General features: G+C 36.3%; 24 protein-coding genes, 1 tRNA gene, 1 other RNA gene and 1 pseudogene. 21 read left to right on the top strand and 6 right to left on the bottom strand.

All coding sequences use genetic code 11. The features are described from left to right. Positions 1–164: 164 nt before the first annotated feature. From AC3E8G_RS04545 to AC3E8G_RS04455, 19 genes and pseudogenes are all read left to right on the top strand, one after another. On the top strand, positions 165–569 hold the full coding sequence (locus AC3E8G_RS04545; protein ID WP_154859010.1) for a glycosyltransferase: 405 nt from the start codon (positions 165–167) through the stop codon (positions 567–569). Positions 570–592: 23 nt separating this feature from the next. Then, positions 593–1344: pseudogene (locus tag AC3E8G_RS04540) on the top strand (hypothetical protein). Positions 1345–1435: 91 nt separating this feature from the next. Next, positions 1436–2134, top strand: a complete 699-nt coding sequence (locus tag AC3E8G_RS04535; protein WP_154859006.1) for a hypothetical protein — start codon at positions 1436–1438, stop codon at positions 2132–2134. A 76-nt stretch (positions 2135–2210) separates the two neighbouring features. After that, the gene (locus tag AC3E8G_RS04530) at positions 2211–2879 is read left to right on the top strand and encodes a hypothetical protein (protein WP_154859004.1); all 669 of its coding nucleotides are present in this window, start codon (positions 2211–2213) and stop codon (positions 2877–2879) included. A 3-nt stretch (positions 2880–2882) separates the two neighbouring features. Next, a complete protein-coding gene (locus tag AC3E8G_RS04525) occupies positions 2883–3758 on the top strand; it encodes a beta-carotene 15,15'-monooxygenase (RefSeq protein ID WP_154859002.1) in 876 nt (291 codons plus the stop codon). Positions 3759–3764: 6 nt separating this feature from the next. Next, complete coding sequence (locus tag AC3E8G_RS04520; RefSeq protein WP_154859000.1) at positions 3765–4718, top strand: cytochrome d ubiquinol oxidase subunit II; 954 nt, start codon at positions 3765–3767, stop codon at positions 4716–4718. 57 nt (positions 4719–4775) lie between these two features. Beyond that, positions 4776–5309, top strand: a complete 534-nt coding sequence (locus tag AC3E8G_RS04515) for a thiol-disulfide isomerase (RefSeq protein WP_154858998.1) — start codon at positions 4776–4778, stop codon at positions 5307–5309. A 123-nt stretch (positions 5310–5432) separates the two neighbouring features. Continuing rightward, positions 5433–5963, top strand: coding sequence for a hypothetical protein (locus tag AC3E8G_RS04510; RefSeq protein ID WP_154858996.1), 531 nt, complete (start codon positions 5433–5435; stop codon positions 5961–5963). Between the two features lie 65 nt (positions 5964–6028). Next, positions 6029–6550 (top strand): hypothetical protein, encoded by a 522-nt coding sequence (locus AC3E8G_RS04505; protein WP_490677116.1) that lies wholly within the window; start codon positions 6029–6031, stop codon positions 6548–6550. Positions 6551–6616: 66 nt separating this feature from the next. Further along, entirely contained in the window at positions 6617–7243 is a 627-nt protein-coding gene (locus AC3E8G_RS04500; RefSeq protein WP_485769834.1) for a hypothetical protein, read from the top strand. Between the two features lie 175 nt (positions 7244–7418). Beyond that, positions 7419–7925, top strand: a complete 507-nt coding sequence (locus AC3E8G_RS04495) for a hypothetical protein (protein WP_154858990.1) — start codon at positions 7419–7421, stop codon at positions 7923–7925. Between the two features lie 99 nt (positions 7926–8024). Then, entirely contained in the window at positions 8025–8504 is a 480-nt protein-coding gene (locus AC3E8G_RS04490) for a DUF6985 domain-containing protein (protein WP_154858988.1), read from the top strand. Between the two features lie 335 nt (positions 8505–8839). Further along, the gene (locus AC3E8G_RS04485; RefSeq protein WP_154858986.1) at positions 8840–9499 is read left to right on the top strand and encodes a hypothetical protein; all 660 of its coding nucleotides are present in this window, start codon (positions 8840–8842) and stop codon (positions 9497–9499) included. A 57-nt stretch (positions 9500–9556) separates the two neighbouring features. Next, positions 9557–10042: an immunity protein YezG family protein gene (locus tag AC3E8G_RS04480; RefSeq protein ID WP_154858984.1), complete on the top strand. Its 486-nt coding sequence runs from the start codon at positions 9557–9559 to the stop codon at positions 10040–10042. Between the two features lie 186 nt (positions 10043–10228). Further along, entirely contained in the window at positions 10229–10918 is a 690-nt protein-coding gene (locus tag AC3E8G_RS04475) for a PoNe immunity protein domain-containing protein (RefSeq protein ID WP_154858982.1), read from the top strand. A 185-nt stretch (positions 10919–11103) separates the two neighbouring features. Continuing rightward, positions 11104–11559: a DUF4274 domain-containing protein gene (locus AC3E8G_RS04470; RefSeq protein WP_154858980.1), complete on the top strand. Its 456-nt coding sequence runs from the start codon at positions 11104–11106 to the stop codon at positions 11557–11559. A gap of 48 nt (positions 11560–11607) precedes the next feature. Beyond that, positions 11608–12093 (top strand): TIGR01741 family protein, encoded by a 486-nt coding sequence (locus tag AC3E8G_RS04465; protein WP_485769838.1) that lies wholly within the window; start codon positions 11608–11610, stop codon positions 12091–12093. Positions 12094–12138: 45 nt separating this feature from the next. Further along, positions 12139–12795, top strand: coding sequence for a hypothetical protein (locus AC3E8G_RS04460; RefSeq protein ID WP_485769840.1), 657 nt, complete (start codon positions 12139–12141; stop codon positions 12793–12795). Beyond that, a complete protein-coding gene (locus tag AC3E8G_RS04455) occupies positions 12792–13106 on the top strand; it encodes a DUF6572 domain-containing protein (RefSeq protein ID WP_485769842.1) in 315 nt (104 codons plus the stop codon). The genes AC3E8G_RS04460 and AC3E8G_RS04455 overlap by 4 nt, the downstream gene beginning before the upstream one ends. 508 nt (positions 13107–13614) lie before the next feature. Here AC3E8G_RS04455 and AC3E8G_RS04450 read toward each other — a convergent pair. Next, complete coding sequence (locus tag AC3E8G_RS04450; RefSeq protein ID WP_049473941.1) at positions 13615–14760, bottom strand: low temperature requirement protein A; 1146 nt, start codon at positions 14758–14760, stop codon at positions 13615–13617. A 303-nt stretch (positions 14761–15063) separates the two neighbouring features. Continuing rightward, positions 15064–15906 carry an aldo/keto reductase gene (locus AC3E8G_RS04445; protein WP_490677115.1) on the bottom strand — a complete coding sequence of 281 codons (843 nt, stop codon included), beginning with the start codon at positions 15904–15906 and terminating at the stop codon, positions 15064–15066. Positions 15907–16292: 386 nt separating this feature from the next. Here AC3E8G_RS04445 and AC3E8G_RS04440 point away from each other — a divergent pair, with 386 nt between their 5' ends. Further along, on the top strand, positions 16293–16778 hold the full coding sequence (locus tag AC3E8G_RS04440) for an immunity protein YezG family protein (protein WP_009732100.1): 486 nt from the start codon (positions 16293–16295) through the stop codon (positions 16776–16778). A 125-nt stretch (positions 16779–16903) separates the two neighbouring features. Beyond that, positions 16904–17443, top strand: a complete 540-nt coding sequence (locus AC3E8G_RS04435; RefSeq protein WP_049473943.1) for a T6SS immunity protein Tdi1 domain-containing protein — start codon at positions 16904–16906, stop codon at positions 17441–17443. A 545-nt stretch (positions 17444–17988) separates the two neighbouring features. Here AC3E8G_RS04435 and AC3E8G_RS04430 read toward each other — a convergent pair. The 4 genes from AC3E8G_RS04430 to ssrS all read right to left on the bottom strand — a co-directional run bounded on the left by AC3E8G_RS04430 (position 17989) and on the right by ssrS (position 19503). After that, complete coding sequence (locus tag AC3E8G_RS04430) at positions 17989–18504, bottom strand: DUF308 domain-containing protein (protein WP_195611382.1); 516 nt, start codon at positions 18502–18504, stop codon at positions 17989–17991. A 218-nt stretch (positions 18505–18722) separates the two neighbouring features. Beyond that, the gene (locus AC3E8G_RS04425) at positions 18723–19139 is read right to left on the bottom strand and encodes a helix-turn-helix domain-containing protein (RefSeq protein ID WP_225305933.1); all 417 of its coding nucleotides are present in this window, start codon (positions 19137–19139) and stop codon (positions 18723–18725) included. Between the two features lie 95 nt (positions 19140–19234). Next, a tRNA-Lys gene (locus AC3E8G_RS04420) sits at positions 19235–19307 on the bottom strand. Positions 19308–19309: 2 nt separating this feature from the next. Further along, positions 19310–19503, bottom strand: a non-coding RNA gene (gene ssrS, locus AC3E8G_RS04415) — 6S RNA. Between the last annotated feature and the right edge of the window lie 11 nt (positions 19504–19514).

Below are 19514 nucleotides of genomic sequence, written 5' to 3'. Positions count from 1 at the left end.
CTTGTGCCCAGATCCATTCTGCCATCTAGCATTTATGGTATACTAGTTCTATGTAAATTTCCCCGATCCTATGAGTCTAGGACTGTTTTTACAAGTGAGTGAAAGGGGTCCGAGTTTTTTGTAGGAGAGGGAAAATAATAAAATTTTAGGAGTGTAAAATCATAATGGGTAAAATGAAAAAAATAATGGCTGCGGTTCTTCTGTCTCTTTCTTTGGTTCTGTTAGCGGCTTGTGGTACATCTTCGGCTAAGCTCGAAGGGGAATGGAAAGTCCAAACAGGCGATAAGAAAAATGGTGTGCTGGTCTTTACCAAAGACACTGTGACAATAGACGGAGAAGAATATCCCTATAAACAAAAGTCTATTGAGAAAAAAGGGAATCTTGTATACTACAAAATCGAGCAAAATGGTGAGTCTTATTCTGTGATTTTCCCAGATCAGGACAGAAATGTTGCCATCATGATTCAACCGAGTTCAGAAAAGGATGATTTGAGCGGACTCTTGCTGTATGCGATGAATAAAAAAGAGCAACCAAGCTACGAAGACTATGCCAAGAAATACTTGGAATAGACTGGGGTGAGAAAGGGACAGATATGTTTTTTAGAAGACGTCGTTTTTATTTGAATCAATATTATGACAAAGCCATTTATTATGATCGTAAAACCCACGAAGTTTTAGAAGCTCCAAAGAGCAAGCTGTTGGATACAGAGAAATCGAGCAGGATGAATCGGCATATTCCTCTATTAGTTGTTTTCTTTATGTTTAGCGGGGGTGGCATTTCTTCCTTCTTTAGTCTATTTTTACAAGGAACTTATAGCATGACTACTTTTTGGAGTGTTATTCTTATCTGGATAGCAGAATTTGCTTTTGTCACTCTCCTTGTAGAACGAGCCTTGTATAGAAATGTCAATATAGCTCAAGTGACTACCCAAACGGTTTGTCTGACTACTATGATTTATCCCGATGACGAAAATCAAGACGAAGAGGAAAAGACGGAAAAAGGTTTTAGTAAAGGTGCTTTTTTATATTTTAATGCACTCTTATTTACTATTCCTGCAGTAGGTTTCTACTATGTCTATGATTTTATTTCCCGCTTTAAAGACTTGTTGGGGCAACCGATTGGAGGAGAGATTTTTAAGATTATATTTGCAGGTCTTTTGTTGGGTTCAATCAAAATAATTTCGTTAGAATCTTGAAATTGTCACAACGGTTTGAGGAGGGGGAAATTAGTGTGATATGTAGAGCTGATGACGATCCAGATGTCTATCTAAAAGTGAGGATGGGAACAGATCAAGAACCTATCATCACCGAACTAGAGAAGGATAAAAACCAAGTTTTGAAATAGAAGGAAGAAAATGGACATGATGGAAAAAGTAATGAAAGGAAAATAGTTTTCTTGGATAAAATCAATCAGTCCATTCAAGGAGGGGGAGTTCATGTCAAAAGCTTCAAAGAAAAAGAAAGTAGTGATCGAAGAACGCTACCACGGCCCTTTGATTACAAATGGGGTTAGTTTAGGCTATATCAAGCTTCTACCTTGGATTACACTAGCAGTCTCTTTTATAGGATTTTTTGGGACGACCTATATCGATTATATTGGCATTTATAAAATCTTGTTCATTATTTGCATGGTTATTAGTGGTGTAGCAATCCCACTCTCTTTCTTCGATCGTTTTATTGTGAGATTTAAGAGTTTTATCTATCTTTTTGTTTCCTTACTTGTTTTGATTTTAAACGTTGACATGACTTTTACAGGCTTGGTTATGCTAGTTGGTAATGACGGGATCTATTCAGGCTTGGCACTTATTTACAATCTCGTAGCTCTATGTATCCTGCTTTTTTCTACAGGTCTCTACTCCTGGTATTATCTTCCTAAAAATCAGGGGAAAATCTGGGCTTTCAACCGGTGGGAGACTTATGATGGTAAAGAAAAAGGCAAGAAGCAAGAGCGATTGTTTAATGTTGGAGTTGCTTTTGTAGCTGTATTGTTAGCGCCAGCTATTATTACTGGCTACATTGAGAATGTCTTTGGTGTTTTCTTGGGCATCTTGATGAATCTCTTTTTACCAGCTCTCATAGTGGATGGAGTCCAGGCGGCGCTCTATGTACGCAAACACCCAGAATATGAAGAGTAGTTTTTTCATTTTGAAGCTTGTTCCTAATGGATAGGAGATTTTAAGAACTTATTTTCATGATTAGAAAGAGGTATGTATGTTTTTTCTGAGACGTCGTCGTGTCTTTATTGGCGAATGTGATGGTCAGGCGGTCTATTATGACCAAAAGACCGGAGAGGCTTTAGCCGCTCCTAAGAGCGTCTTGCTTAATACTGAAGGGGCTCGAAAGACCAACGCCTACATTCCTGAATTGGTAATTTTCTTTATGGCTGGTGGAACGGGAGGCTTTGGCTTCCTTGCGGCTATGAGTATAGGAGTTTACAACTGGACCAGTCTGACTTTTATTCTATTATTGTGGTTGGCAGAGTTTTTGTTCCTGTTTGCGATTCTTGAACGAGGACTATATAAAAATGTTCGCAAGGCCCGGCCGACGACAGAGAAGGTCTTTTACTATGCGGCTTCTCATAACTTGATGGTGGGGGAAGATAACTTTGATCCAGCTAAGTTGTCAACAAAAATCTTCCGATTCGTTCGTTTTCTAATCATTGCCACTAATATCTACTTGTTCTATGTTTTTTATAGCTGTACTCAAAAATTTGGTCAGGAGATTGAACTAGGTAATGAATTCTGGATGGGTGGATTATTATTCTATGTACTCGTGTTAATGTATAACCAAAACAATCCAGTTCGTTTTGTGAAAATTATGAAGCTATATAGCCAAGGGAAAGTGCTCTTTAAGAAAGAGCAGGACGACAGTGGAGAGTAAGGAATGAAAAGAATTGGTTTATTTGGAGCTGATTTTGAAGACAGTAAAAAGATCGTAACCAGTGGCAAGTTTTCACTGACTGCAGGAATGCCAAATCCCATTCATATGAGCCTTCTTAAGCGTATCTTTACAGTTTTTATTGTCGGAATATTTATGTTCGGGATTTTGATTTATGTAAATCTTTTAGCAGCTCCACAAGGAATTGCGAGTGATAAAGACCTACATTATATTTCTTATGAATCTGCTGTCTTAATTAGCAAGATAGGAAGTTTTTTGTTCCCAGTGAATTTACTTTCTTATTGTACATTTCTATTTGCTCTATTCCCTATGTTCTGGCCGAAAAATAGTCTAAATCGTCAAGTCTGGACCTACTTTCCTTTTTATTTTGCAATGGGCTGGGGCGGATTTGTATCCGTGAGTTATTATGCAAGTGCTGTAGCCTTCGATGCCTATACTCTGCTGGGGTTCTGGCTTCAGTTGATTGTGGGAATAGCTTTCTTTTTCTGGATAGTTATCAATAGTATTCAGAATATCAAGAGACGATTGAATGATGAGGAGCCAAAACCAATTCTGAAGAAAGTCCTGTTGATGACACTAGGAATGATGGCCCTTCTTTTTCCTGTATCTTTAGTTTATTATCTGGTAAATAAGTTACCAATTTTGTGGTATTTTTATCCTTTAGGCTTGTTGTTAATTGTTTTGTTTATTGCTTATGCTTATTTAGTGGCTTTTCTAATCAATGTACATATTGTTCAAGCCTACTATATTCATAAGTATCCGATGGAATACAAAGAGTATCTGGGAATTAGTGACCGTGACTGGTACAGCAAACGCTATTATAAGAAGTTGGTCAAAAGTGGTCAGTTAGAAGAGGAGTAGTAGGATATGAACCGTCAGTCAGAAGCATTAAATAAGGACTATTTTCAAGCGCTGGGTTCCACGCGAGCTTCTGTGAGAATGTTGAGTTTGGCCTGGGCTGGTTTGTTTGTAGGGAGCATCGACCTGACTCATCTATACTTTTTTATCAAGGAGCATTTCACTGTAGATCCCTTTTCGAATGTTCCTTTTCGCTTTCTATGTCTCCTTCTATTACTCATGCTGGTCTGTCAAATCATGTCATTCAGCAAACCATTCATCTACAAGCATCAATTCTTTAGTACTGCGATGCTCTTTGTACTGATCAATGGGATCCATCTCTCATTAGTTTTAATGGATTATATTCTCACTATTTTAACGAATGAGGTTCTAAAAGATTCGCTGATCTACTCGTTGATTTATTGGTTGAGTTTTACTGTTTTATTTATCGGTTTGACAGTTTATAATGTCAGCTGGTTAAAAAAGCAATTAGGACGAGGCTTTTCAGAAAAACGAGCTGCCGGGAATTCTATCGCCACCTCTAGTGTCTTTAGCAAATCCTCCCTCTGGCTTATTTTCGGAATCACTTTGTTAGGCGGGGGGCTGGCTAGTTTATCCGGTTATTATGTGCAAACATTTGGGGTTGTGAGTAACGTAGTGTTTACTTCAGCTTTTTCAAGGTTAATCGTCGAAGTTGGCTATCTCCTTTATCTAAGAAGTAAGGATAAGACCTATTGGGAAGAAGGACCGAAGGAAGACCAGAGTCAGTTCTTTTTGAAAACCATAGATCTCAAAAAGGCCAAGCACCGCTTGACTACAGAGGTTGTCTTATTTTTGACTCTAGCAGTTTCTTTAAAAATATTGAATATAGATGCTGAACATAGCCCAAGCTGGCTCATAGTAACCATAAGAATTTTTGGATATGCCATTCTGTTGGATGCTACGATCAGTTTCGTTTATTCTCAGATAAAAAAGAAGAGATAGGGTGAAAGAAGAATCAGAAAGCCTTCTTTGACTATTTGGAAAGAGGTGGTAAGAGTAATGTTAGATAAAATGAAACAGTTTAAGTGGTTGATAATAGTATCTTTTATCTTATTAGTCATTCCTTTGTATCTTACTTTTAAAAATTCTCAAGAATCCAGTACTCTAAAAACAGCTTTTGAAAAACAGGATAGAATCGAAGCTCTTCATTATTTAATGACGTCGGAAAAGTACGCATCTCAAATACGTAAAGCGGGATACATCATTCCATCTGATGGCGCTATTCGTCTAGATGGAGTCATTTATCCACTTGAAATAGAAGGAGATGTACATTTGAAAATCAGCCCTCCTCAGAAAGATGCAAAAGATTTTCAGTTATTTTTCGTTACACAAGTTAATGATAAACAAACATATGTAGCTTTCGTGTTAGATAAAGACCTTAATTTAGTTTATTCTAACTATTCTCAGGATAACGACAGTGGAAAAAGAGAAGGAGTCTCTATCTCGCAATCCGAAGAAGAGCGTCTGTTGAAAATTGTTCGAGGCGAGATTGACGGTTTCATGGAAAATATATATCGGATCTTATATGCCTAAATATAGATATAGGTGCTGCTACAGACATTCGTGATTGTTCGAGCCCCTTCTTTGCTTTTTGTTTTATTTAAAAATGAATCTTAAAGTGTGAGTACCCATTCAAGTTGCAAGAAAGGAAGACAAATGGTAACACCCCTGATATTTATTATTTCTCTCGTCTTACTTTTACGTCGTTTTAAAAGCAAACGTTCACGAAAGATCATTGGCTTCTTATATGCATCATTTGCAGTCTGGTTTGTTTATTCGATTTTTACTTATGGAAGCTACACCCTCCAGCCTGGTCAAAGTGTTCAATTGAGAGTTTATCCAAATACGGACCAGCTAGAGTATAGTTCGGAACTTCATTTTAAAAAATTAGACGATGCGAAATTAAAATTGTCCGGTCGAAAAGGTTGGGGAATGAAAGACAGTAATATAGTCTATAATGTTGAAAATCAAACAATAACGGAGCTAATTTTTTTAAAAGACAAAACAGAGCGTAAAGACTTACCGAATGATAAAAGTAAGAATTTCTATTTAGAAAACGATGGAATAGTGGTTCAAGGGGAAGTAGAGGAAGTATTTGGGGTGACGGAACGAAAACCCTACAACATCACCATCACCAATGTAGACGATGAACCGGCTCACTTTGAAGCGCGAGTGGTGGATCGGTAATTTTTTAGAAATTACAAATAGTTGATCCACAAGTGCCTCGTTCTAGTTGTAAGAAAGGAAGTCAAATGGTAACACCCCTGATATTTATTATTTCTCTCGTCTTACTTCTACGTCGTTTTAAGAGCAAACGTTCACGAAGGATCATTGGCTTCTTATATGCTTCATTTGCAGTCTGGTTTGTTTATTCGATCCTTACTTATGGGAGCTATACCCTCCAGCCTGGTCAAAGTGTTCAATTGAGAGTTTATCCAAATACGGACCAGCTAGAGTATAATTCGGAATTGATTTTAGAAAAGAAGGATGATCAAAAAATCAAATTATCTGGAATGACTGTTTGGTCTGAACAATTTGGTGATGTGTTATTTGAAGTAGAAGGACAAAAGGTCGTGAAGATCGGTGATACTGAAAGTGGTTCTAAGGAGCTTCCTAACAATCAACAGGATATTCAATTGGTAGAAGATGGGATTGTCGTCACCTACCTAGGTGAAAAAGTTTTTGATGTCACGAATAATAAGAAATTCACCATCACCATCACCAATGTAGACGATAAGCGAGCCCGCTTTAAAGCGCGAGTGGTGGATCGGTAATAGTCTGGTCAGTACAATTTAGTTGACTGCTTAAGAGAAATCTTGGATCTCTATCGGAGAGTGCACATGTTAAGAAAGTATGTTAAAACAAAAACTACTCAAGCAATCTTGATGCTTCTAGTTTTGGTTTGGTCAGTCTATGAGATCGGTGCGACTAGTCTCGCTAGCAACTCGTCTTTGACCAAGGAATTTATGCATAGCCGCTATGTGATGGTTTGGCCTATGGTAGATGGAAAGGCCAAGCTCTATCACTATGCAGAAGAATGGACTACGCCTGCCTTGAAGGGACTCATGCATTTAGATTATAAAACGACTAAGATAAGAGCTTACCCTTCCAAATCTGGCGATCAGGTATTCGCTACATACAGTCAAGCTCCTGATACAAACAATTACGAAATTTTATTTCCCTTAGATGGAGCATTAACGAATGCTTATTTTTCAACAGTAGATAGCAAGCATTATCTGACAGCAGATCATGCGACTGTCATAGAACAAAAGACTGGGAAAACTGTTGAGGAGTTGACTCAGGATATCGACCAAGCACGCCAAGACTTCTTGCATGTTCTTGGCAAGATGAAGACTGTCCGTCTGCTGTATCTAGTTCTTCGTTTGATAGTGTTATTCCTCTGTATCAAGTGGTCGGGTGAGCGTCGAAAATTCAAAGAAGAAGAACAAATCCCTAACAGATCCTAGTTGTAAATGGCAAAGAGCGAAAAGGAAAGTAGCAAAATAGTTGGTATGATTGAAAACATCGTCTTAAGCCCATTTTGGCGCGCGAGTGATGGACAAGTATGGGAGAGAGGATCTGGGAGCAGACTAGTGACAGGTCTCAATCTGAGATGCTGACGAAGAATGGGGAGAAGTACGCGTGAAAAATAAAAGAAAACAATTTAATAAATGGAATCTAGGATGTTCTGGAGTGGTTGCGATTGTAGCGATTGTGTTTTCCTATTATATTTATTTGTATTTCAAAAATGCGAGTTACACCTTGAAACCAGGGGATTCCATAGTTTTAAAAGTTCCGACCTCAAAACAAAAGGAATTTTCTCCAAAATTGTATCTATCTCAGATTTCTGGTGGGAAATTAGAATTATCTGGGAAAACCTCATGGTGGCAGGGTGGAGAAGGAAACCTTGTAGGGACTAACTATGATGTTTTGAAGCAAGAAATTAGCGAAATCTACTCGTCATCAAGCAATATCCCAACAAAAGTAATCAAAAATGATCCAAATAATAGTATATATTTATCAAAAGAAGGTGTCGTTCTTCAATCAAAAGAATTTTGGGAATTTGAGATTCCAAACTCAAAACAAATAAAAATAACAAATATTTCAGACAGGGATATTAGGTTTGAAGCGCAGATGACAGGTGAATAGAAGAACCGCCAAAATATAACTTGAATTTTTGGGAAATCATTGATGAATGTGTCAATTGTCCTATAAAAGATTAGGTTTGTAGATAAGAAGTTGTAAATAATGGAATTGAATCATCAAATTTTTGGAAAAATAAACTATAACTATGGTTGGACTCAGGATATTACTGTAACTATTTTTGGTAAGAAGTCTGTCTTAGAAATGAATATTGACGCAGATGCTGATGGAGAATTTGAAGTCAATCAAGAAAGAGCATATATCTATTTTAAAGAGCACTTAGATGAAATTATCAAAGAATCGAATGCTTCCATTGTGTCTTACTATAATAGTGAAATAGCAGGCATTGTTTCGGGTTACACCAATATCAGCGCAAAACAATATTTTTTGGAAAAAATTGGAGACGAAGAACAAATTTATTCTCTGTTGAAACCCAAACAAATTATGTTCCCTTTGACTTTTGATGAACATGTTGAAGAATTTGGTTTTATATGTGATTGTGATTGGGACAAGGAGAACGGAGTTGGGATAAAGTTTATCAATGGTATTCTGTCTGAGATTGGATCTCAAGACATCCTTCTATAGATATTTCTTTCTCCTATGACTGACTAGTTCAAGAAGAAAACGGATTACTGTAACCACCCTCGAGGTGGTTTTCTTGTGGTTTGACCAGAGCTGGTGCATATGGGATGTGGTATACTAGTCTTATAGAGCTAGAAAATTTAGTGGTAATCTGGCAAAGATATTACCACCCTACGATAATGGCTTGCTTACAGATAATCAAACAGTAGCATAAAAAATGATTGAAGGTGATGCTACTGCTCGGGTTGTTGGCAAATGTAAGGAAATATTCAAAGGTGGGTTTGAAATCTCGCTAGGAACAAATATAGAAGTAACTGGGACGAAATAAGGAGAAGTAAATGGCAAAACGAATTCTAGTTAGTAAAGAGTTAAAAAAAGAACTAAAAAAAGTTCAGGATAAAGTAGCAAAAAAATTACAATTAAAATCTCGAGATTGGGCCTATTTTAAAAAAGTAGGAAATTATTTTATTATTCATAGAATAGGAATTGGTTTTCAAACTGGTAGTTTTGCGATGAATGTAAAAACGCAAGTCAAGCCCTATATTATTGATGATATTTTTTGGGAAGTCTTTGATATGGCTAGTAATTCACAGGAACCAATGAGTCTTCGAGCAGTTGGAGCCTTTACGGTTGAAGGTTTATCTCTACCAGATAAGGTTGCCAAGGAAGACTGGACGATGGAGAATCTCGACTTAGAAAAGGTTGAAACCAAGGTTTTTAAAGCACTCTCAGAGGCCCATGAAGAAGCCTTAAAACTTATCACTAGCTTCTCTGATTTTGAAGATTTTTATGCTTATACAGTTGAGAATGGGCCAAGTCTTGCTGGTTACGACTTAATAGGGATGCTTTTGATGATTCACTGTGAGCAATATGCAGATGCACTCCGAATGGCCGAAGATTTGATTGCAAAGCGTAAACATGGAAGATTCCAAAATAAGGGTAAATGGATCAATGAATACATTGTGGATTATTGTAAAGAGAAAATCAAATCAGACTAATGTCTTTTATCTATGTGTATAGTTTCAAATGATTCAAAAATCAAATCGGAGGATAAAATGGAAAAACAAATTAATGAGAAAATAATCGAAATCGTGCATCAAGCTAATGATATGATCCCGGTAGAGTGGGATGACTTGTATATTGTAATTGAGATTGATAAGACCTATAGTGGAGGGGCATATTTCTTCTTTAAATACAAAGACCAGTATCATTATCATCTTGAAATGTCAGAAGATTTTGGTCTATCAATGATGGAAGTTTTAAACGAGAATAAGGTTTTATTTAAAAAATCTGAAGAATTGAAAAAAGTATTTGTTGAGAATGACTTAGCAGATTGGTACATTTGTATCATTCATTTGGATGAAGATAATAAGTTATCAGTCGACTTTGATTATGCTCCGTGGTTAGAAAGCAATTTTGGGCCAATCGCTCGTAAGAACTTTTTCAGATATAAGTTTCTTGGTTTTGAACCTCGAAATGATAAAGAACTAGAACAGTTCAAGGCCATGGAGGCTTTTCAAAAAGAGCATAATGGAAAATAACTATAACTAAAGAACAAACCACCCTCGAGGTGGTTTTCTTGTGGTTTGAGCAGAGCTGGTACATATAGTTTGTGGTATACTAGTCTTATTTGATAGACTTGGATGGTGTTGGCTGATAAGGGAGTGATGGCTATGGCATTGTCAATCAATTAGATGAAATGGCTAAGAAAATGAAGTGAGGGAAGTATGTTTAGAGATAAATACAAGAATTCGAAGTATTTTAGAGAAAATATTGAGTTTAATATTGAGTCGTTCGATGAATTAAAAGACTTGGAATTATCTGTTCCTAAAGAGAGAATCCTAGATATTACGAGTCCTTTATCTATGTATTCTCGAGAGTTGATTTCCATGTGTTTTTCTATAGGTAATCCATTGAATGAGGTTTTCAAATGGTTCAAGATTAGTTTGAGATACTACCAACTTTCTTATGGAGCATTTGAAAGTATCTATGACTTGATAGATTACCTATCCTTAGGAGTCCTATTCGAAGATCGCAAAGAAGAATTTATAGAAGATGTTGAGAAAATCTTCAGTAAGTATCAGTCTTTCGTAGATGCGGGCGAGCAGTATGAGGACGGCTACATCGACACCTTGGCCCTCTATCTATTGGAAGGGAAGGTAGAAAACTTCCGTTCTCACCTAGAGTATCTCAATATGATTGGAGATGATGCGGAGAGTGTCATCGAGTCGCAGAAATTCTGGTATTATGCACACTCCGAAGCATCATGGTATGATACCCATAAGACAGAGGATGCCTATTACGGCTACTGGAGTTTTGACACCGCTGCCCTTTGTAAGATGCGGGGGATCTATGATGAGCGCTTCAAAGATTTGGACTTCTTCCCATACGACTTATTAGTTCAAGAAGAAAACTGATTTGACTGAACCACCTTCGAGGTGGTTTTCTTGTGCTTTGGTCAAAGCTGGTACATATGGAATGTGGTATACTAGAGGCAGAGTGAAACGTGGATAGGAAAATTTGTGGAATATGAACAGATAGAGGAAATCAAACAAAAATTTTACAAATGACTGCTATTCTAGTTACAAGAAAGGAAGACAAAATGGATGCTGAGCAACTAAAGAAACTGTCTAACATTTTATACTCTGAAAGCATGGCTGAAGCTGTGAAACTGGTTCAGTCTATCAACAGTGAAGATGAACTCTTTATCTTGCTTGATAATTATAACTGGGACAATGGTTTTGAAGTGCCAGAGGCAATTATTACTCATCCGAATTGCACTCTTCCTATTGCCTTATTAGCTTTTTATAGAGCAGATGGAATACGATATTTAGTTGAAGGAGAAGATGCTTTTGCAAATCCTTTATCGAAATCCTGGGAAACTTTTATCAAGAAAGTTTATGATAACCTTTTGAAAGAGCGCTATCTGAGTGGAAGGATCTCTTATCAGCCTGAAATAACAACCATTCAAAAATTCAAATTGAAGAAGCTACATCCGAACCTAAGTTCCTTGATTTTAGATGGTGTTTCAGGAAAAGATCTACAGATTTTGCTTTAAACGAGTTGGTGGCTCTTATCAGAGACTGAAACCAAATCGGAGGATAAAATGGAAAAACAAATTAATGAAAAAATGACAGAGATTGTAAACAAAGTGAATAATATGATTCCGGTTGAATGGGAGGACCTTTATATCAACTTTGAAGTGGATAAGACGCTCAGCGGGGGAGTGATTTTTTTCTTTAAACATAAAGGAGAATATCATTATTACATGGATATTCCATCTTTATTTAACATTTCTGAAGACGAATTTGATAAGGAATTTTTTGAATTGTTTGATCTAGGTGGTGAGATAAAGAAGATATTCATCGAGCACGGTCTCGCAGAGTGGTCTGCCTTTACAATTAAGGTGGATGAAAATAATAAAGTCTCTTTGGACTTTGATTATGCGCCATGGCTCGAAAGTGATTTTGGACCAACGGATAGAATAGATTTCTTTGAATATAAATATCTCGGCAAGCAACCCGCGAATGAAAAAGAACTTGAGAAGTTCAAGGCTATGGATGCCTTCCAAAGAGAGCATAATAGCAAATAGTTCGCTGAAATTAAAGTTATCAGACCAGATTAGTGAGGTGATTGAATGGTCAAGTTTTCAAAGATTGATAAACAACTGGAAAAAGAGCTTAAACAAGCAATTCGTGTGGTTGCGAAGAAATTAAAACTTAAATCAAGAAGTAAAAATGTTTTTGATAAAGTAGGAGACTATTTTGTACATTACATGATTAATATTAATTTCCCAGATAATAAGTTTCGTGTAATCGTTAGTCCTTATATCAAACCTTATATCATTGATGATATTTTTTGGGAAGTCTTTGATATGGCGAGTAATTCTCAAGCACCTATGAGTCTTCGAGCGGTTGGGGCTTTTACAGTCGATAAATTTTTCCTACCGGATAAGATAGCTACAGAAGACTGGACGATAGAGGATCTCGACTTAGAAAAGGTTGAAACCAAGGTTTTCGAAGTGCTCTCAGAGACCCATGAAGAAGTCTGTAAACTTATCAGTAGCTTCTCTGATTTTGAAGATTTTTATACTTATGTGGTCGAGAATGCACCAATTCCTGCTCAATATGACTTGATGGGAATGCTGTTAATGATCCACCGGGAACAGTATGCAGATGCACTCCAAATGGCTGAAGATTTGATCGCAAAGCGTCAACTTGGAAAATTCCAAAATAAGAGTAAATGGATCAATGAATACATTGTGGATTATTGTAAAGAAAGGCTAGAAAAATGAGCGTATTTGAAACAGACCAAATCGACACAATAGGAGTCGTAAATGGTAACCTGGGATTGTTGATTATTGACACCTGTAATTGGGAATTTGAAGAAGAGCATTTTGAGTTGCTTGAGGATAAGCTCAATAATTACCTTCTTTATCTGGATAGCAAGCAATATGTACCGAAATACGGAGATGACTTTGATAAGATTATTATCTCCATTCACTTCATGTACGACTTGACTGAAAATGCAGTCAAGTTCCTAAATGTCGTTTCGCAACAACTGGCAGAAAGTGGCTACACCCTTCATATCCACCTGCCAGAATAATCCCAAAACCACCGCGAGGGTGGTTTTTCTATGAAAACAAGGTGTTAGATAACTAGCGAGTCTTTGGATGAGACTCACTTATTTTGTGAATATAAATTTTTTGGTACAACATTTGGTACAAAAAACAAAATGACAAGCAAAAAAGCCTTATAATTCAAGGCTTTTTCCTGTTGATTTATTGGATGCCCCCTGCATGAATTTGTAAGAACTTTTCATATTGAAAATAAACAAAAATGTTGAAATATAGCTGATTTTAGGGAATTACTTTTAGGTGTTTTCAATATCAGGATTTAAAAATGGGGCAAAAGTGGGGCAAAAACAAATTAACGAAAAAAATATTGAGTTCGTGCATCAAGTAAATGATAAGTTACAAGAATAAGTGCAATATTTACTCGAACTCATCCTCTAGAGCTTCACTAGCAGTTCTGTAAGTTAAACATTTTCGTGTTCGGTGATTGATATCAAATAAAGCCTTGGAAACCAAGGCTTTTTTAATGCTATAAACTCATTAAAACAACTCCCAGTAAGGTGTGGAATGTTTTTTAGTCTGTGTCATATAAAAATAAATAGAATGAATAGCTATAGCTAGAGCTAAAATGGTTGTAATACTTACTACTATTATAGGATTAGAAGCAAAGATTAAAGAGAGAATCAAGGCAGCCAGATAGAGTGTAGCTTGGACACAGTAGTAACTTTTCGAATAGCGAAGATAGTGTTTGTTATAGGGCCCATTTGCTAGGACAGCAGCTTGGAAGAGGCCAATTCCGATATAAAAGAAGCTGGTTGCAAAGAGAAGATTAGTTTCAGGATTCAGAAGAAAACTCATCGAAACGGTCATCATAAGAAGTCCAATGAAAATAGGATAGTGACTGTAAATTAGAAATAGTCCCTTTTGATTAGATTCTTCATCAATAGCATGGTCGAATTGAACAAAATAAAACAAGAACAGAGAAAGCATAATAATGAAATAAAGAACCGAATAAATCGAGAAATTCTCGATTGTAAAGAAGTTAACTAGCCCCATAATCATCTCTCCAAACGTAATAATGACAAGAAGGGAGATGCGCTCGATTAAATGGGGGAGAACTATCTGGAAATGATCATCTTTACTAATCGAGGTAATTGGCGTAATAAATGTTAGCAGAATACTAGCATAAAGGATATAGACTCCAATGTAAATAGGAAGAAGAGCTGCTAGATAGATTTCTAAACTTCGTAGACCTGTTATCCATAGAAAACCTTTGATACTTTCCCTATGAACATTATCGGTTGATTTTTTAAAAAACTCAACCAAATATTGAAAAAATAAGGTAAGGGTTAATGTACCAATAGCCCAACAGACATAATGAAAATATTGTTGCCAATCATCTTTAATCAAATTGGATATAAAGAGTAAAAGTCCCATATTGATAAACATGATTACCATGTTAAATACAGAGTTCTTTCCATAGCGATTGGTATAAACGGTTTGAATCATCCAGGCATTGATGAGAAGCAAGACAGACATGAAAAAATCAAGCAAAGAATTCCAAGTCAAAATACCGTTATGAAGATGGTGAATTAAAGCAGTTACTTTTGAAATCGCAAAAACAAAAACTAGATCATAAAAAAGTTCTGAATAATTTACACGTTTATGTTTAACAAGAGTTGTCATCTCAAGTCCTTTCCATTCTAGAAGTACGATTTATTATAACAGAAAATGGTAATGAGAGAAAAGGATATGCTTAAATAACTTCATGTGACGCGAATTGTCAAAACCTTGGAGCACATTTACCTCACGTACCAGCTTACAGGCGGAGTGTTTGGTGATTGATAATGAAGTACGTGTATTCTGAAGCAAAAGATTTCGAGACTCCATTACGTAACTCCCATCTATAAATAAAAAATGATAGTTTCATCATAGCAAATCTAAAGAAACACGCTAAAAAGCAACCCTGACGAGTTGCTTAAAATCCTATTAAAAATTAACTGTGTCAGGATCATTCTGAGTTTTGGTGCCTTGAATCTTATCCAAGACTGCCATATCTTCCTCTGATAAGTCGAAGTCGAAGATATCCAAGTTATCTTTTACATTTTTAGGTGTCACAGACTTAGGAAGTGGCAAGAAACCTTTTTGGAGGCTCCAACGCAGAGCAACTTGTGCCACAGATTTACCGTTACGTTCAGCCACTGCTTCAACATCTTCATTTCCAAAAATGCTACCTGTACCTAGTGGACTATAGGCTTCAAGAAGGATATCGCGCTCTTGGCAATAGTCAACTAAGTCTTCTTGGTCACAACCTGGAGCCAAGAGGATTTGATTGACATGTGGAACAATTTTAGCTGTTTCAAAAAGAGCTTCTAGGTGATGTTGCATAAAGTTTGACACACCGATAGCACGCACCTTACCTTCTTTGTAGGCTTCTTCCATAGCCTTCCATGCACCCGCATTGCCAGCCTTCCAAGCATCATTCTCACGAAGTGCCTTTGGATTAGGCCAATGGATAAGCAAAAGATCCAAATAATCCACACCAAGTCTTTCGAGAGACTCATCGATAGAAGTCTTAGCAAACTCGTAATCGTGCTTATCATTCCAAAGTTTGGTAGTTAGGAAAATATCCTCACGTGCCAAATTACTATCAGCAATCGCCTTACCTACAGAAAACTCGTTACCGTAAATTTGTGCGGTATCAATATGTGTGTAACCAGCCTTAAGTGCGAAGCTAACGCTGTTATAGGCTTCTTCGCCTTCAGCAATTTGCCAAGTTCCAAAACCAATTTTAGGAATAGTAACCCCATTTGCAAGTGTATATGTTTCCATGATTTTCACCTTATCTTTTTTTAATAGTACTATCTTAAAAAAGATAAGACAAAAATGCAAAGATTTGCTACGGCTATTATTATGAATAGTTCCTTACTTCTTTTTCCGCTGTTCGTAACAGCTTTTGGAGATATTATTACTTGGGAAGAGAATGAATTTGTAAGAACTTTTCATATTGAAAATAAACAAAAATATTGAAATATAGCTGATTTTAGGAAATACTTTTAGGTATTTTCAATGTCAGGATTTAAAAATGGGGCAAAAGTGGGGAAAAACGAATGACTCGCATTTGGTTTGAAAATCTATAATACCTAATGATTATGCTATACTAGATATATAGTGTTGTTATAAATAAATGTCGGCGTGAGAACAAATCGGAGGATAAAATGGAAAAACAAATTAATGAAAAAATTCGTGAGATTGCACAGAGTGTTAATGAGACAATACCAGTAGCATGGGATAATCTTTTTATTAACATAAGTTTAGCTTTTGATGGAGGAGAGGTATATTATTTCTTTAATGAAGAGGGGAAAAATGAGTATATCTACAATCTATATATTCCAAAGCGGTATGGTATTCCTAATTTAGAATTTCGGAATCAAGAAAGACGCACCTTTAGATTAGCTTGGGAGTTGAGAGAAATTTTTGAGAAAGAAGGCCAACCTTTGTGGACTTCTTGTACTATAAAAGTAATTGGCACGAAATTATCTGCTGAATTTGACTATGCACCTTGGAATGAAAGTGATTATAGTTCAGGTCAACAAATGGACTTTTTTGAATATAAATATCTCGGAAAGCAACCAGCTAATGAAAAAGAACTAGAACAGTTCAAGGCTATGAAAGCCTTCCAAAGAGAGCATAATGGCAAATAGTTATATCTAAAGAATAAACCACCTACGCGGTGGTTTTCTTGTTGTTTAACAAATGTTGGTACATATGGTTTATGGCATACTATGGTTGTAGAGAAATGATGCTAAAAATCAAATCGGAGGAAAACATGCTAGAAAACTTTATCAAAGTGGCAGATATGCCCCAAGAAGTTATTGAAAAATACAAGGACCAAGTCCCTGCTGAGTTGTTACAGATTTGGCAGGAAGATGGCTTGGGAACCTTTTTAGATGGTTATCTCAAAGTCATTAATCCAGATGACTATCTTGAACTTCTCCAAGATAGTTATTTCAGAGGAGATATCGCTTTTCCTATGTTCGTAACAGCATTTGGAGATATTATTACTTGGGAAGAGAATGAATTTGTTGGTATTGTAAAATATAACCTTCAAGACTGCGACATTATTATAAAGAGCTTGAAATATTTCCTTCAGTATTTAGATAACTCATATGTGACTGATAACTTTGAACTTGATTTATATAGACAAGCTGTATCAAAACATGGTGCTCTGTCTTATAACCAATGTTTCGGTTTTGTCCCGCTCTTGGCATTAGGAGGCTTTAAAGATGTGGATCACATGGATAAAGTAAAAGTCCTGGAACACATTTATCTCATGTACCAACTCACAGGCGGAGTATTTGACGATTGATAAAAAAGAACCACCCTTGCGGTGGTTTTTTCGACGAAAACGAGTGTGAGATAAATAACGAGTCTTTGGATGAGACTCTCTAATTTGGTGAATATAAATTATTTGGTACAAAATTTGGTACAAAAAACAAAATGACAAGCAAAAAAGCCTTATAAATCAAGGCTTTTTCCTGTTGATTTAGATACCCCCTACATGGATTTGTAAGAACTTTTCATATTGAAAATAAACAAAAATGTTGAAATATAGCTGATTTTAGGGAAATACTTTTAGGTATTTTCAATGTCAGGATTTAAAAATGGGGCAAAAGCGGGGCAAAAACGAATGACTCGTATTTTGTTTGAAAACCTATAATACCTAATGATTATGCTATTCTAGATATATAGTTTTGTTATAAATAAATGTCAGTGCGAGATCAAATTGGAGAATAAAATGGAAAAACAAATTTCTACGTAGAATGGAATGCGAAAAAGTGATAATTAAAGAGACGAAAAAGCTGAGAATATGATTTCCCAGCTTTTTTGAATGCGATAGAAATAGCAACTAGACTATTTACGAAAGGCCTCAATAATGTAGGTGAAGCCAGTAACTAAAAATGAAAAGGCAATGACATAAACGACAAAGACAGCTGTAGCCACTGGATTGAACAGAATCACTAGACCTAGTAAAAATTCAAGCAAGGCTACCCACGTGATATTGCTACCAATAATAGGGAAAATCAATCCTAGACGATTGCCTTTAAAGAAAGCAATAATGGCTTCTACAATTAACCAAATTCCTACAATGGTCGGAATGACGACCGGCAGGGTCACAAAGCCATAAGCAACGAGGTAAAGAGCTAAGAGAAGACTAACAAATCCTTGGAAAAGATAAACAGGTGAGCGAAGCTCTTTTGGTGCAGAGAAATAGCCTAAAATAGCTGCTATAGAAGAAACCAGTAAACCAAATGAAATCCACCAGCTGTAAGCAACAAGATTAGCTACTGGGTTTGTAAATAGGAAAAGTCCTAAAAGGACAAAAACAACTCCTGCAAGGAATAGCAGTAAACGATTAGAAAATTTCATTTCAATACCCCCTATATAGTATAGTTTGCTAATAAAACTATTGTACTTATTTTTATAGAAAATGTCAATAAAATAAATAAACAATTTGGAAGTTTCAGTCTGACTTACAAAAAGAAAAGGAGTTTTCACTCCTTTTCACAGATTGAAGACAAAGTCCTTATAAAAGTGTCTTCTAAAGATTTTAACTTCAATCTGAAGCGAGGTTATCCTCGCTTTTTCTATTTATCAAACAATTCCTTATTTTCAATTAAGAGTTCTAGTGGAGATTTATCCCTTGCTTCAATAAAACCAGGTTCATATTGGTTATGAAGTGTTCTTTTCTGAGAAGTTGGATCAATATACAACTCATCTCCATCTTCTGTGTATAGTTGGTTGCCTCTTGTTAAGTAAAGTAAATCCTCTAAGTACTGTCCATCAGTTTCTAGAAAATCTTCGATGTATTTGACAGCTTTTAAAATCTCACTTACTTTATCAGAGTATTCATTAGATTCAAGAACACTCTTTTCTAACTCAATCTCTTTACTAGTTCCAAATAGTTGGGTTGGAGTTGCATTAAAATATTCTGCTATCTTATCCAAATTTGCAAAGGTAGGATAGCTTTTTTGTTTTTCGTAATCAGAGATGTCTGGAAAGATTGCTCATAAAAAAATGTGGGGCAAATGATGGGGCAAATCAGTTATAGACAAGCAAAAAAGCCTTATAAATCAAGGCTTTTTCCTGTTGATTTAGATGCCCCCTGCAGGGCTCGAACCTGCGACCCATAGATTAAGAGTCTACTGCTCTACCAACTGAGCTAAGGAGGCAAAAAAAAGCTGTATTGGTGCCGAAACTTCACGGTTTGTATTGAACCCGCGCAATTAAGCAGGTGGGCAACTTGCTCTAACTGAAGCTGCTTCCGCGTGATACGGCCTGCATGCTGTTAGAAGTCCTTTGTTTCCCTAATAATACAAAAAATAGTCGGTCAACACTTAAGTGTGAAGTCGTACACCACAGCGTTTCTATATGTATAT

It is taken from the genome of Streptococcus sp. SCPM-O-B-15294 (M123), from assembly GCF_058200455.1.
This window is presented reverse-complemented; position numbering and strand designations above follow the sequence as displayed.